The following is a 14,119-nucleotide window of genomic DNA, read 5'->3' as shown; positions in this document are numbered from 1 at the left end:
CGCGGCCCGCTTCACGCAATGTGCCACGGCTGACATGTCCCGACCGACCGAGACGGCCCCCGCCCCCGACGCGACGACGCCTGGCGACGCACCGCCCGACGACGCCTCCGCCGTGCAGGCGGCCACGTCGGACGACGGCGCCGCCCCAGGCGAGGCCCCGCCGCCTCTGGCCTTCCCGCGCCTTCGCGCCTGGGCCGCCACCGTGCCGTGGCGCACCGTCGGCGCGCTCGCCTCCCTGCTGCTGTTCGCCGTGGTGCTTTATGTGCTCCACGGCCTCGTCGAGGAGGTCAAGCTCGACGACGTCAAGAAGGCGATCGCGGCCACCCCGTGGAGCACGCTCGGCGTCGCGCTCGCCGCGACCGCCGCGAGCTACGTGGCGCTCACGGGCTACGACTGGTTCGGCATCCTGCACATCAAGCGCCGCGACGTCGGCTATCCCGTCGCCGCGCTCGCCTCGTTCACAGGCTACGCGCTGTCCTACACGATCGGGTTCCAGCTCGTGGTCGCGGGCGCCGTTCGCTACCGGATTTACGCCGGCGCCGGCCTCGGCGCGGCGGAGGTCGCCGCGATCACCGCGATCTCGGCGCTCACGCTGTGGCTCGGCATCTTCTTCACGCTCGCGATCGGCCTCGTTACCGAGGCGCCGGACGTCTCCCGCCTCGACGGCCTGCCGGTCTCGGTCAACATGGCGATCGGGATCGCGATCCTGGCGGCGCTGGCGTTCTATCTGCTTTGGATCTCGCGGCGCGAGCGGGCCGTCACGATCGAAGGCTACCGGCTCGCGCTGCCGGGCGTGAAATCGACCGGCGCCCAGATCGTCATCGGCCTCGTCGACCTGCTCGGCGCCTCCTTCGCGCTGTGGGTGCTGCTGCCCGCGGACGCCGTGATCGCCTTCCCGACCTTCGCCGCGCTGTTCGTGGTCGCGATGACGCTCGGCATGCTGAGCCACGCGCCGGGCGGCGCCGGCGTCATCGAGGCGACCGTGCTGATCGCGCTGCCGAACCTGCCGGCCGACGCGGTGCTGGCGAGCCTGCTGCTCTGGCGGGTGGTCTATTACCTCATTCCCTTCACCCTCGCGCTCGGGCTGCTCGGGGGCTCGGAGTTCGCCCGCCGCAAGGGCTACTTCCACCGCGCCGGCGTGATGCTCGCCGCCGTCATGCGGCCCGTGGCGCCCATCGTGCTGGGCGCGGCGGTGTTCCTCGGCGGCATCGTGCTGCTGATCTCCGGCGCGCTGCCGGCCGAGACCGACCGCCTGCACGTGCTGCGCGGCTTCGTGCCGTTGCCCTTCGTCGAGGCCTCCCACCTGCTCGCGAGCGTCGTGGGCGTGGTGCTGCTGGTGGTGGCGCGCGGCCTGCTGCGGCGGCTCGACGGCGCCTACCGCATCGCCCAGCTCCTGCTCGCCGCGGGCCTCGTGTTCTCGCTCGTGAAGGGCGTCGACGTCGAGGAGGCGATCGTGCTCGGCGTCGTCCTCGCGCTGCTGACCGTCAACCGCCGCGCCTTCTACCGCCGCGCCTCGCTGTGGGACCAGGACCTCGCGCCGGCCTGGCTCGCCGCGGTCGCGATCGTGCTGTGCGGCTCGGTCTGGCTCGGCTTCTTCGCCTACCGCAACGTCGAATATTCGAACGACCTGTGGTGGGACTTCGCCTATCGCGGCGACGCGCCGCGCTTCCTGCGCGCGAGCCTCGCGGCGGGCGTAGCCGCGCTCGCGATCGGCCTGCACGCGCTGCTGCACCGTCACAGCGCGCCGAAGGCCTCCGCCGACGCCGCCTCCGGCCGCGTCGCCGAGATCGTCGCCCGGTCGCCGCGGGCGGACGCCAACCTCGCCTTTCTCGGCGACAAGCGCTTCCTGTTCTCCGAGGCCGGCGACGCCTTCATCATGTACCAGGTGCAGGGCCGGAGCTGGGTCGCGATGGGCGACCCGATCGGCCCCGCGGACAAGGTGTCGGAGCTGCTCTGGGCGTTCCGAGAACTCGCCGACCAGCACGGCGGCTGGCCGGTGTTCTACCAGGCGAGCGTGGCGCGGCTGCCGACCTATCTCGACCTCGGCCTGTCGCTGCTGAAGCTCGGCGAGGAGGCGCGGGTCGAGCTCTCGAAATTCACGCTCGAGGGCAAGGCCGGCTACGAGTGGCGCTACGTCGACCGCAAGGCCTCGAAGGAGGGGCTGGAGGTCGCGATCGTGCCGCGCGAGCAGGCCGCCGCCCTGCTGCCGGAGCTGCGCCGCGTCTCCGACGTCTGGATGGCCTCCAAGAAGGTCGGGGAGAAGGGCTTCTCGCTCGGCTTCTGGTCCGAAAGCTACCTCCGCCACTTCGACATGGCGATCGTCCGGCACGAGGGCCGCATCGTCGCCTTCGCCAACATGTGGTACGGCGCGAACAAGGAGGAGGCCACGGTGGACCTGATGCGCTACCTTCCCGACGCGCCCAAGGGCGTGATGGACGCGCTGTTCGTGCGGCTGATGCTGCGCGCCAAGGCCGACGGCTACCGCTGGTTCAACCTCGGCATGGCGCCGCTGTCGGGGCTCGTCGACCACCCGCTCGGGCCGACCTGGAACCGCGTCGGCGCCTTCCTGTTCCGCTACGGCGACAACTTCTACAATTTCGAGGGCCTCAGGACCTACAAGTCCAAGTTCTCGCCGGTGTGGGAGCCGCGCTACCTCGCCTGCCCCGGCGGGTGGGTGCTGCCGCAAATCCTGCTCGACGTCACCGCGCTGATCGGCGGCGCGCCGAAGCGGGCGGACGAGGCGATGCGCGCCGCGCTGCTGGCCGAGCCGAAGGAGAGCGCCGCGTGACCGCCCGGCGGCTGCTTCTGGCGCTCGCCTGCGCCGCCGCGCTCGCTGGCTCCGCCTCCGCCGACGACCTCCGCCGCGCGACCGCCGGCAACGAGACCGTCGCGAACGTGCCCATCGTCGCTCCCGCCGACGAGCCGGAGGCGATCGTGGCGCTGATCTCTGACATGGACGGCTGGACGCCGGCCCGCGCCGCCGAAGCCGAGGCGCTCGCGCGCCAGGGCGCGCTGGTGATCGGGGTCGACCTGCCGCGCTGGCTCGAAGGGCTCGGGCGCGAGAAGGAGGACTGCGTCTTCCTGCCCGGCGACGTCGAGGAATGGGGCCGGCTCGCCGGCAAGGAGCTCGGCCTGAAGCGCTACCGCTTCCCCGTGCTGCTCGGCGTCGGCCGCGGCGCGGACGTCGCCTATGCGGCGCTGTCGCAGGCGCCTGCCAACATGTTCACGGGCGCGGTCTCGGTAGGCTTCACGGGCAAGGTCCCGCTGGCGAAGCCGCTCTGCGACGGCCCGAAGACCGAGACGCGCGACGGCGCCAACCTCGTCCTCGGCTCCGACACGCCGGCGCCGCTGCAGGGCGAATGGCGCGTGCTGACCGACGGGCCGGCGCCGCAGGCGGTCAAGGATTTCGTCGCGCCGCTGCCGACCGGCGACGTCGTCGAGCAGCCGGCGGGCTCCGACATGGCCGCGGCCGCCCGCGACGCGGCGCTCGACATCGGCGGAAGCGACGCGGACGCGGTAAACGACCTGCCGCTGGTGCTCTACCCGCCGAAGCAGCCCGATCCGAAGGGCCTCGTCGTGATCTACGCCGGCGACGGCGGCTGGCGCGATCTCGACAAGACGCTCGCCGAGGAGTTCCAGACGCGCGGCTACGGCGTCGTCGGCGTCGACACGCTGCGCTACTTCTGGAACGAGAAGACCCCGCGCGAGATGGGCGAGGACCTGGAGGCGATCCTCGGCCGCTACGGGCCGGAGTGGAAGGCGCCGAAGACGCTGCTCGCCGGATACTCCTTCGGCGCCGACGTCATCCCCTTCGCCTGGGGCCGCATCTCGAAGCAGACCCGGGATTCCGTGCGCCTGATCGCGCTGCTCGGACTGTCCAAGACCGCCGATTTCGAGCTCAGCGTCTCGGGCTGGCTCGGCGTCAAGTCGGGCGAGCACGACGTGCTGAAGCCCGCCGCGGCGCTGCCGATGGACCGGGTGCTGTGCATCTACGGCAAGGACGAGCTCAAGGACGCGGACAACGACGTTGCTTGCGCCACCGACACGTTCCCGCCCTCCGCGCGGCTGGAGGAGCCCGGCGGGCACCATTTCGACGAAAACTACGAGGCGCTGGCCGCCAAGCTCGACGACGCCTTCGCGACCCGCGCCGCGGCGGGACGCTGACGCTCGTTCTCTACGAGAACGCCTGCAGCCCGGTCTGGGCGCGGCCGAGGATCAGCGCATGCACGTCGTGCGCGCCCTCGTAGGTGTTCACCGCCTCGAGGTTCTGGGCGACGCGCATCACGTGGTACTCGTCCGAAATGCCGTTGCCGCCGTGCATGTCGCGCGCGACGCGGGCGATGTCGAGCGCCTTGCCGCAGGCGTTGCGCTTGATCAGCGAGATCGCCTCCGGCGCGAGCCGGCCCTCGTCGAACAGCCGCCCGGCCCGTAGCGCCGCCTGCAGCCCGAGCGCGATCTCGGTCTGCATGTCGGCGAGCTTCTTCTGCACGAGCTGGGTCTGGGCGAGCGGCCGGCCGAACTGGACGCGCGCGAGCGTGTAGTCCCGCGCCGCCTTCCAGCAGAACTCCGCCGCCCCCATGGCGCCCCAGGCGATGCCGTAGCGCGCGCGGTTGAGGCAGCCGAACGGCCCCTTGAGGCCCGAGACGTTCGGCAGCAGCGCGCTCTCCGGCACCTCGACGCCGTCCATCACGATCTCGCCGGTGACCGAGGCGCGCAGCGCGAGCTTGCCCTCGATCTTCGGCGCCGAGAGGCCTTTCGCGCCCTTCTCCAGCAGGAAGCCCCGGATGCGGCCCTCATGGGCGGCGCTTTTCGCCCAGACGACGAAGACGTCCGCGATCGGGGCGTTGGTGATCCACGTCTTGGCGCCGTTCAGGCGGTAGCCGCCGTCGATCCGGTCGGCGCGGGTGCGCATCCCGGCCGGGTCGGAGCCCGCGTCCGGCTCGGTCAGGCCGAAGCAGCCGACCGCCTCGCCGCGGGCGAGCTTCGGCAGGAAGCGGCGGCGCTGCTCTTCGTCGCCATAGGCCCAGATCGGATACATCACGAGCGAGGACTGCACGCTCATGGCGGAGCGGTAGCCGGAATCGGCGCGCTCGATCTCGCGGGCCGCGAGGCCATAGGCGACGTAGCCGAGCCCCGCCCCGCCATAGGCTTCCGGCAGCGTGGCCCCGAGCAGGCCGAGTTCGCCCATCTCCGCGAGGATCTCGCGGTCGAAGCGTTCGTGCCGGTAAGCGTCCCGCACCCGCGGCATGAGCCTGTCCCGCGCGTAGGCTTCCGCCGTGTCCTGCGCCAGCCGCTCGTCCTCGGTGAGCTGCGAGCGCAGATCGAACGGGTCCTCCCAGTCGAAGGCGGGGGCGGGCGTTTCCGGCGGCGTCATGGGCGGGTCCTTTGGCGTCGTCATCGGGCGAAAGATCGGCCGGAAGCGCGCCGCCGCCAAGGCCCGCCGCGCCGCGGGCCGACGGCGGCGCATGTTACGCCGCGACAGCCCACGCCGTCCGGCCCCAGAGCATCCCCGGCCCGCCATGCCCCGCACCGTCCTCGACGTCACACGCCTTCTGACGCGCGCGCACCATCCGGTCGCGACTGGCGTCGATCGGGTCGAGCTCGCCTACGCCCGCCGCATGCTGGAGCTGCCGCCCCAACGCACGGGCTTCGCCGCGATCACGGGGCGCGTCGCAGGCCGGCTGCCGCGCAGCCGGGTGGCGGCGCTGGTGGAGGCGCTCGACCGGCGCTGGAGCGAAGGCCGCGGCGACGCCGCTGCGGCCCGCAAGCTCGCCGGAAGGCTGGGGGCGCCGACGCCCGCCGCATGGGACGCCGCCTCCAAGCATGACGAAGGCGAGGACGCGACCAGACTCGCGCTCAGCTTGCGGGCGATCGCGCTCGCGGGCTTCGCCTTTCCCCCGGTCGCGCCCGGCGACACCTATGTCCACGTCTCCCACATCCGCCTCGACCGCACGGCGCCGTTCGAGGCCATCCGCGCAGCGGGCGCGGACCTCACCGTGCTGGTCCACGACCTGATCCCGATCCGCTTTCCCGAATACGGCCGCGCCGGCGAGGACGCGCGTCACCGTCGGCGCATGGCGACCGCGCTCGAGTTCGCGACCACGCTGATCGCGAACTCTGAGGACACGGCGCGCGACCTCGCCGCCTTCGCGATGGAGACGAAGCGGTTCGCGCCCCCGATCGTGCCAGCGAGACTTGGCGTCGAGAGCGGCTTCCGGCGCGACGTCGAGCCGCTCGCGGCGACGAAGCCCTATTTCGTCGCGCTCGGCACCATCGAGCCGCGCAAGAACCACCTGACGCTGCTCCACGTGTGGCGCCGGCTCGCCGAAAAGCTGGGCGAGGCCACGCCGACGCTGGTGCTGGTCGGCCGCCGCGGCTGGGAAAACGAGATGGTCGTCGACCTCCTCGAACGGTGCCCGGCAGCGCGCGCCCACGTGATTGAGACCAACGACCTGCCGGACGCGGCCCTCGTCGCGCTGCTGCGCGGGGCGCGCGCGCTGCTGTTCCCAAGCTTTTCCGAAGGCTTCGGCCTGCCGCTCGCGGAGGCGCTCGGCCTTGGAGCGCCGGCGGTCGCTTCCGACCTCCCCGCGTTCCGCGAGGTCGCCGGCGACGCCGCGGACTATCTTGATCCGCTGGACGGGCCCGGCTGGGAGCGCGCTGTGGCCGCGTTCATGCGCGACCCGTCTCCGCGCCGGGACGAGGCGCTCGCGCGCGCGGCGGCCTACGCTCCGCCGACCTGGGCCTCGCATTTCGCCAGGGTCGACGCCGCGCTCGGGCTCTGACGCGCGACGAGAGAGCTCGATGACGCACGGAAGACACGGGGCCGCGCGATCGAAGCCCTATACGCGTTTGCCCTAATGTCGCCGGATTTCAGCAACCCATACGAGCATATCTCCGGTCGTCGCAAGGAACGGCCGCTGGAGATGATTCGCGAATGCGCCTTCTTTTCGCAGCGGCTCTGACGCTGCCTCTCGCCGCCTGCGCCTCGATCACTCGCGGGACGACCGACCAGCTCACGATCACGACCACGCCGCCCGGCGCCGCCGTGAAGACCTCCATGAACCATTCCTGCCAGAGCCCGTGCACGCTGACGGTCGGCCGGAAGGACGAGTTCGTCGTCACCGCGTCGATGCCCGGATACAGGGACGCCACCACGCCGGTGAAGACGCGGCTCGCCGGCTCGGGCGCGGCGGGTTTCGCCGGCAACGTGCTGGTCGGCGGCGTGATCGGCATGGGCGTGGACGCGGCGACCGGCGCAACGCTCGAGCACTATCCGAGCCCCGTCGCTCTCGTCCTCGAACCGCATGCCGCGGCGCCTGCGCCCACCCCCGCCAGGCCCACGCGCAAAAAGACCACGGCGCCGAAGCCACTGGCCTTCAAGCCCGAAGCCGCCCCGGAAGGCTGACGGCGCGGAGCAAACGAAAACGCCGCGCCGGGCTTCCGAAGCCGGGCGCGGCGCGAACTGTCGTCGGACCGTGCGCGATCAGGCGCTGTGGTCGCGGATACCGTAGAAGACCAGGACGCCGATCGCCCAGGCGATGGCCGCGCACAAGGCCACCAGAAGGATGCTCTGCATCCGCAGCGGATACATCGAGTCTTCCGGCAGGCGCGGCTCCACGAAGGTCGCGAGGTAGCGCGACTGGCGCTCGGCGCGCATGCGGGCGCTTTCGACGGACGCCAGCGCCGCCTCATAGGACTTCTGCGCGAAGTCCCGTTCGGTCTGCAACTCCTCGAACTCCGAGAACGACGTCGACAGCAGGGGGCGGGCCGTCTCCTTCTTGGCCTGCGCCTCGAGCGAACCGATCTTGGCGCGCTCGATCTCGATCCGCCGCTTCAGCGCGTCGATCTTGTTGCGCATGACGCGCACGGTCGGCGCGTCCTTGCTCAGGAAGGCGGTGGCGGAGGCCATATCGGCCTCCTGCTTCGCAAGATCCGCCTCAAGCGTCGAGACGATGGTGAGCTGGGATTCCGCGCTCTTGGCCGGGTCCACCGCGCCCTCGCGGTCGCGGAAGTCCTGGATCGCCTTCCGGGCGAACTTGAGCCGGAGTTCGGCCCGCGACAGCTCCTGCTTGCTGTCGAAGATCGCGTCCTCGCGGGCGCGGGCCGACAGCTTGTTCACGAGTTCTTCGCTTTCGCGCACCGTCTCGCGCGCGATCTTGAGCGCGTCCTCGCGGGTGAAGGCGCGGACGTTGAACGAGATGATGCCCGAGATCGGCTCGTAATAGACGTGCGAGACCGAGTTCCAGTACCCGGCGAGATGCTCGGACGTGTCGTCCGTTCCATACGGCCGGTAACGCGCGAGGAAGTCGGCGCCGTCGCGCGTGTAGGCGGAGCGCAGGTCGACGGACTTCTGCAGGCTGTCGACGAGCTGCCGGCTCTCGACGAACTGCGCGACGATGAAGCTGTCCGACGCGGTGGAGGCCGCGGTCGAAAGCCCCGCGAGCTGGCTCAGGCCGCCGGCCATGGCGCCCGCGCTGCTCTCTTCGGCGCCGCGCACCGCGAACTTCGCCTCGGCGATGTACTGAGGCGAGGCGATCAGGCCGTAATAGACGGTCGCGAGCGCCGTCGGCAGGCCGATCGCGAGCATCGCCGAGATCTTGAGCAGGCTTCTCTTGGCCTTGGCCGCCACCGGCCGCGCCGCCGGGCGGGGGAGTTGCCCCTCGCTCGGCTTCGGCGCGCCATTGCGCTGGCGGCGAGGCAGCGCGACGATCTTGCCGGGAGCGGGTTCGGCGGCGGGCGCCGCCGCGACCGCAGCGCCCTGGGAAGCGGGCGCCGGCGCGGCATCGGCCGCCGGCGCGACGCTCGGCGTGGCGGGCGCGACCGCTGCGGCGCGCGCAGGCGCATTTTCGGCGAGCGATTTCAGTATGGTGCGGGCGCGAGCCCCGAGCTGGGTGGCCGGCCCCCCGGACCGCATAACGTTGGTATCGGTCATTTACGCTTCGAGCCCTCGTTCTGAGCCGCGGCGACGTATGCTTCCGACGCTTCCGCTAACGTATCATAAAAAGTCAATTTTCCGCGATGCAGAACCAGCCCTGCGTCACAATACCCTTCAAGGAACGAAGAGTCACTCGTCGCCCAGATGACCGACGCGCGCTCGAAGCGGTCCGCGATCACGCTGTCGATGATCGGCCCCTGATCCAGCGGAGGGGGCGGAAGGTTGTCGTCGACGAAGTACCAGTCGAACTGCACCGCCAGCGAGAAGCCGAGCATGAGCGCCCGTTTCTCGAGCGTCGTGTACTTGCGGAACGGCTTGGCCGCCCCGACCTTCACGCCGCTCAATTCGGCGGCGATCGCGGCCACCTCCTTGCCGTCGACCTTGTAGAGGTGCTCGAAAAGAAGGCCGTTCTGCAGGATGGTCGAGTTCTTTTCCATGAAGCTGCCGTAGTTGAACGGCCAGCACCGCAGTCCGGTCGCCCTGACGACGCCCTGATCCGGCTCTTCAAGCCCGGCGAGTATCCGCAGCAGGGTGGATTTGCCCATGCCGGGCGCGCCGAGCAGCGCGATCCTGCGTCCACGCGGCAGGACGAGGGTGGCGCCGCCCACCACCACATGGCGCTTCCGGCCGGAGCCGAACGCCTTCCAGACGTTTCGCAGCTCGATCATGCGCCCCCGGTCAGGCTGCGGGCGCCAGCGCGCGACGACGGAAGGCCCTTTCGCCCACGAGGCCGATCAGAAGGCAGATGACCGTGAAGGTGAAGACGTATTCGAGGTCGAGGTTCGCGCAGTCGTATCCGGGATAGAACCCCTCGCGGAACCACTCGATGAAATGCACCAGCGGATTCCACGAGATCACGTCGCGCCAAGCCGGCGGTATCCGGTCGAGCACGGTCGCGAAGCCGGAGGTGAAGAACATGATCATGAAGACGATGCTGCGGAAGTGCGACATGAACGGCGCGACGAATATGATGACCGCGAAGAAGGCGGCGAAGGAGAGTGTGAACACCGTCAGCGCGAAATAGGTGATGATGCAGCTCAGCAGGTCGGCCGGCATGGAATCCATGCCGAAGATGCCGAGCAACGTCAGGATCACGATCAGCACCACCCCGCCGGTGATCGATTCCATCGCCCAGATGGCGTAAGTCTGGTCCAGGCGGCTGAAGACCGGGAAGGTCTTCCGGGGCGGCTTCATCAGCGGGCCCATCACCGTGGCGGAGGCTGAGCGCCACATGCGCGCCAGCGTCACCCCGGTCGCGAAGAACACCTCGTAGCTGGTTCCGATCGGCGGCAGGTTGCTGTGGCCCGCGAACGCGAACTTCAGAACGAACACCCAGGCGAGCGGCTCGATGATCGCCCAAGCGTAACCGGCGCGCGACCCGGCGTAGCGCGTCCGGAAGCGCTTCAGCATCAGGGTCTTGATCGAGCGGAACTGCAGCGCCGCCGAATCTGCGATGCTCATGTGATCTGACGGCCTGCTCGACAGGTTGGACGGACGGGCGCGAGACGAGGCGCAACCACAACGCCGCGATCGCGGCGAGATGATGACTCCTCGCCAAGGCGCGTCAACCGGGCGCGCTCACGCGCTGAGCCGCTCGGCGCGCGAGCCGAGGGCGTCCGCCACCGCGGCCCGGATCTGGGCGAGCGAGAACGGCTTCGTCACCACGTCGTGGATCAGCGCGTCGAGCCCGGCCGCCCGCTCGCGCTGATCGGCGTAACCGGTCATCAGCAGGATCACCGTCTCCGGGTGATCGCGCGCGGCGGCGAGCGCGAGCGCGACGCCGTCCATCATCGGCATGCGGATGTCGGTCAGCAGCAGGTCGTAGGGCGTCCGCGCGGCGCCGAGCTTGTCGAGCGCGTCGGCGCCATCGAACGCCTGCGTCACCTGATGGCCGTCCATCTCGAGCGCGCGCTGCACGAAGCCGCGCACGGCCTCCTCGTCGTCAGTCAGCAGAATACGGGCCATGAAGCCTCCTTCACGTCTGTCCGTCGTCGACCTCGACCACGCCGACGAACGGCAGCTGACGGTACGCATGGGCGACGTCCATGCCGTAGCCGACCACGAAGTAGTCCGGGCACTGGAAGCCCACATAGTCGGCGCCGATCGTTACCGCCCGCTTGCCGGGCTTCTCCAGCAGCACGCAGGTCTCGACCCGCCGCGCGCCGCGCGCAGCCATGAGATCCTTGGCGTAGGCCAGCGTCCGTCCGGATTCGAGGATGTCGTCGATCAGGAGCACGTCGCGTCCCGCGACCTCGCTTTCGATGTCGTGGACGATGCGCACCGTGCCCGAAGACACCGTGCCGTCGAGATAGCTCGACAACGACAGGAATTCGATTTCCGGCGCGAGGCCCGCCTCGTGCAGCGCACGGATCAGGTCCGCCGCGAACACGAAGCTGCCCTTGAGCACCACGATCGCGAGCAGACGCTCGGGACGCGACGCGGCGATCTCTTCCGCCAGCTCGGCGTTGCGCGCGGCGATCGTCTTGGCGTCGTACAGCACGTTCACGCGGCGGCTCATCGTCGGGGTCCCCGGAATCACTTGGTCTGCAGCAGGTCGCGGCGGGCGAGGAAGCGCACCTGGATGCGCCGCCCTTCCGCCGGAGGCGACGCCAGCCGCGAACGGAATGGAGCCGCCTCGCCGCCCTTGAGAGACGAGCGGCCGAGCACGGTCGTCCATGCGTAGATTTCCCGGTCGTCTCCGGCAAGCACCGCGAGCCGCAGCCGCGGCGGCTCGATGGCGTCCCCGGTGACGTTCGACACCACGCCGGTGACCATCAGCACCGGCACGCCGTCCTCGATCTCCTCGACCGAAGTGAGGGCGGAGATCTCCAGCCCGCGGACATTTACGGGGAAGCCGGCGAGCGCGAACAGCGAGCCCGTAGCCGGCGCATGCCTGACCACGTCCGCCCGCGCCGCGAAACCCGCGACCAGAGCCGCCGACCCGAGCGCCGCGACCACGGCGGCCGGGCGCAGCCTGCGCAGGCGGGAGACGCTTCTTGCCCGGCGGAGCCGCGGCGCCTTCTCCTTGCGCGTCCGGCCGCCGGGCCGGGGCGCGGCGGCGCCCGCCGCCGGATCGGCCTCTCCGGAAGGGCCCGCCGCGTCCAGCGCGTCGATGACGTCATCGTCATCCAGCGCCTGGATCGGCGGCTGGGCCGCCCCGGACTCCGGCTCCTCGGCCGGGGACCATTCCGCGTCCTCGACGTCCGACGCCGCGAACCACTCGGTGCGGCAGCGCGCGCAGCGGACCGTGCGCCCGGCGCCGAGGGCGTCGGGCTCGATCCGGTAGGACGAGGCGCAGGAAGGGCAGACGATCAGCATCGCAGTCTGTATGACGGACGAAGGACGGGATGCGCAGCGGCGATCGCGCGGCGGGCGGGTCCGGGCGCGCGCCCTCCACGACCACGCCATCTTATCGTTAATGGATCGTTAAAATAATCGGCGCGACAACGGGGCGATCGCCCCGACAAGCCCGCCACGACCGGAGATGACGGCCGCCATGCTGCGTTTCGAGAATGTCGGCCTGCGCTACGGGCTCGGTCCCGAGGTGCTGCGGGACCTGACGTTCCAGATCGAACCGAACTCGTTCCAGTTTCTGACCGGGCCGTCCGGCGCGGGCAAGACGACCCTGCTGCGCCTGCTGTTTCTCGCGCTGAAGCCGACCCGCGGGCTGATCTCGGTGTTCGGGCGCGACATCGTCACGCTGCCGAAGCGCGAGCTGCCGTCGCTCCGGCGGCGCATCGGCGTCGTGTTCCAGGACTTCCGGCTGCTCGATCACCTGACGACCTACGAGAACGTCGCGCTGCCGCTGCGCGTCGCCGGCCGCGACGAGAGCGCGTACCGCGCCGAGGTGGTGGAGCTGCTCGGCTGGGTCGGGCTCGGCGACAAGCTCGACGCGCTGCCTCCGGTCCTGTCCGGCGGCGAGAAGCAGCGCGCCGCGATCGCGCGCGCCCTGGTCGCCCGGCCCGAGATGCTGCTCGCGGACGAGCCGACCGGCAATGTCGACCCGCAACTGGCCCGCCGCATCCTGCGGCTGTTCGTGGAGCTGCACAAATCCGGCACCTCGGTGGTCATCGCCACCCATGACATCGCGCTGATGGACCTTTACGACGCCCGGCGCCTCGTGCTGCATGACGGCCGCCTCCACGTGTACGAATGACCGCGAAGCCCTCCCCCAAGCCGCCCGGCGCCACGAAAGACCGCCGCGACGAGGCGCCGAAGCCGCGCGCGCGCCGGCAGGGCCCAATTGTCCCGTCGTCCTCGGTGTCCGGCCACACGCTCGTGATCGTGATCGCGATCATGACCTATCTCGCCGCGCTGACCGTCGGGGCCGTCGACCTCGTGCGCGCGACCGCGGCGGGCTGGGAGGCCGACGTGGCGCGCGAGACCACCATCCAGATCCGCCCGGCGGAGGGCCGCGATCTCGACGCCCTGGCCGCGCGCGCCATCGTCCTCGCGCGGGCCGCGCGGGGCGTCGTCGACGTGCGCCCCTACAGCGACGACGAGACCGCGCGCCTGCTCGAGCCCTGGCTCGGATCCGGCCTGTCGTTCGACGACCTTCCGATCCCCCGCCTCGTCGTGCTGCGGCTTTCGGAGACCGAGCCCTTCGATCCCTCCGCGCTCCGGTCGGCGCTGGAGAAGGAGGTGCCGGGCGCCACGCTCGACGACCACAGGCGCTTCCTCGACCGGCTGGTGACGATGGCCAACACGCTGGTCGGCCTCGGGCTCGGCGTTCTGGCGCTCGTGCTGACCGCGACCGTGCTGTCGGTGGTGTTCGCCACCCGCGGCGCCATGGCCGGCAACCGCGACATCGTCCAGGTGCTGCATTTCGTGGGCGCCCGCGACGGCTATATCGCCGGCCAGTTCCAGCGCCGCTTTCTGCGTCTCGGCCTGAAGGGCGGGCTCGCGGGCGGCGTCGCCGCCGTCGCGACCTTCCTGATCGCGGAGTTCTCGGCCGAGCAGAGCGTGGGCAGCGCCGCCGCCGACCAGATCGACGCGCTGTTCGGCAATTTCCAGATCGGCCCGACCGCCTACGCCGGCGTCGCGGCGATCGTGGCGCTGATCGCGATTCTGACCGCCCTGACCTCGCGCGCCACCGTCTATCGAACCCTGCGCACCTTCGACTGAGAGCCGCCGGGCGCGCGACCCTTGCGGGACGCCGCGTCCGGACGCATTTTCGTACGGAAA

At 70.8% G+C, this 14,119-nt stretch carries 13 protein-coding genes; 6 read left to right on the top strand and 7 right to left on the bottom strand.

Annotated features, from left to right (window positions below):
• Window positions 1-34 precede the first annotated feature (34 nt).
• Window positions 35-2,788: a bifunctional lysylphosphatidylglycerol flippase/synthetase MprF gene (gene mprF / locus ACFSCV_RS05300; RefSeq protein WP_378797709.1), complete on the top strand. Its 2,754-nt coding sequence runs from the start codon at window positions 35-37 to the stop codon at window positions 2,786-2,788.
• Window positions 2,785-4,164 carry an AcvB/VirJ family lysyl-phosphatidylglycerol hydrolase gene (locus ACFSCV_RS05295; RefSeq protein WP_378797707.1) on the top strand — a complete coding sequence of 460 codons (1,380 nt, stop codon included), beginning with the start codon at window positions 2,785-2,787 and terminating at the stop codon, window positions 4,162-4,164. Before mprF ends, ACFSCV_RS05295 begins: the two co-directional genes overlap by 4 nt.
• A gap of 10 nt (window positions 4,165-4,174) precedes the next feature.
• Here the strand turns inward: ACFSCV_RS05295 and ACFSCV_RS05290 are convergent, their stop codons facing one another.
• Window positions 4,175-5,374: an acyl-CoA dehydrogenase gene (locus ACFSCV_RS05290; RefSeq protein ID WP_378797705.1), complete on the bottom strand. Its 1,200-nt coding sequence runs from the start codon at window positions 5,372-5,374 to the stop codon at window positions 4,175-4,177.
• Window positions 5,375-5,519: 145 nt separating this feature from the next.
• On the opposite strand from ACFSCV_RS05290, the gene ACFSCV_RS05285 reads away from it, so the two are divergent.
• On the top strand, window positions 5,520-6,782 hold the full coding sequence (locus tag ACFSCV_RS05285) for a glycosyltransferase family 4 protein (protein ID WP_378797703.1): 1,263 nt from the start codon (window positions 5,520-5,522) through the stop codon (window positions 6,780-6,782).
• 152 nt (window positions 6,783-6,934) lie between these two features.
• Complete coding sequence (locus tag ACFSCV_RS05280; protein ID WP_378797701.1) at window positions 6,935-7,405, top strand: PEGA domain-containing protein; 471 nt, start codon at window positions 6,935-6,937, stop codon at window positions 7,403-7,405.
• 78 nt (window positions 7,406-7,483) lie between these two features.
• On the opposite strand, the gene ACFSCV_RS05275 is transcribed toward ACFSCV_RS05280, so the two are convergent.
• The 6 genes from ACFSCV_RS05275 to ACFSCV_RS05250 all read right to left on the bottom strand — a co-directional run bounded on the left by ACFSCV_RS05275 (window position 7,484) and on the right by ACFSCV_RS05250 (window position 12,253).
• Window positions 7,484-8,932, bottom strand: coding sequence for a KpsE/RkpR family capsule polysaccharide export protein (locus ACFSCV_RS05275; RefSeq protein ID WP_378797699.1), 1,449 nt, complete (start codon window positions 8,930-8,932; stop codon window positions 7,484-7,486).
• A complete protein-coding gene (locus tag ACFSCV_RS05270) occupies window positions 8,929-9,543 on the bottom strand; it encodes an ATP-binding cassette domain-containing protein (protein ID WP_378797697.1) in 615 nt (204 codons plus the stop codon). Before ACFSCV_RS05270 ends, ACFSCV_RS05275 begins: the two co-directional genes overlap by 4 nt.
• A gap of 70 nt (window positions 9,544-9,613) precedes the next feature.
• On the bottom strand, window positions 9,614-10,396 hold the full coding sequence (locus ACFSCV_RS05265; RefSeq protein WP_378797695.1) for an ABC transporter permease: 783 nt from the start codon (window positions 10,394-10,396) through the stop codon (window positions 9,614-9,616).
• Between the two features lie 117 nt (window positions 10,397-10,513).
• Entirely contained in the window at window positions 10,514-10,900 is a 387-nt protein-coding gene (locus ACFSCV_RS05260; protein WP_378797693.1) for a response regulator, read from the bottom strand.
• Window positions 10,901-10,910: 10 nt separating this feature from the next.
• The gene (hpt, locus tag ACFSCV_RS05255) at window positions 10,911-11,453 is read right to left on the bottom strand and encodes a hypoxanthine phosphoribosyltransferase (protein WP_378797691.1); all 543 of its coding nucleotides are present in this window, start codon (window positions 11,451-11,453) and stop codon (window positions 10,911-10,913) included.
• Window positions 11,454-11,470: 17 nt separating this feature from the next.
• Window positions 11,471-12,253, bottom strand: a complete 783-nt coding sequence (locus ACFSCV_RS05250) for an MJ0042-type zinc finger domain-containing protein (protein ID WP_378797689.1) — start codon at window positions 12,251-12,253, stop codon at window positions 11,471-11,473.
• Between the two features lie 178 nt (window positions 12,254-12,431).
• Between ACFSCV_RS05250 and ftsE the strand changes: the two genes are divergently transcribed.
• Both ftsE and ACFSCV_RS05240 read left to right on the top strand, forming a co-directional pair.
• Window positions 12,432-13,091, top strand: coding sequence for a cell division ATP-binding protein FtsE (ftsE, locus tag ACFSCV_RS05245; protein ID WP_378797688.1), 660 nt, complete (start codon window positions 12,432-12,434; stop codon window positions 13,089-13,091).
• Window positions 13,088-14,059, top strand: coding sequence for a cell division protein FtsX (locus ACFSCV_RS05240; protein WP_378797686.1), 972 nt, complete (start codon window positions 13,088-13,090; stop codon window positions 14,057-14,059). The genes ftsE and ACFSCV_RS05240 overlap by 4 nt, the downstream gene beginning before the upstream one ends.
• Window positions 14,060-14,119: the final 60 nt, after the last annotated feature.

The organism is Methylopila henanensis (assembly GCF_042681025.1).
GTDB lineage: Bacteria > Pseudomonadota > Alphaproteobacteria > Rhizobiales > Methylopilaceae > Methylopila > Methylopila henanensis.
This window is presented reverse-complemented; position numbering and strand designations above follow the sequence as displayed.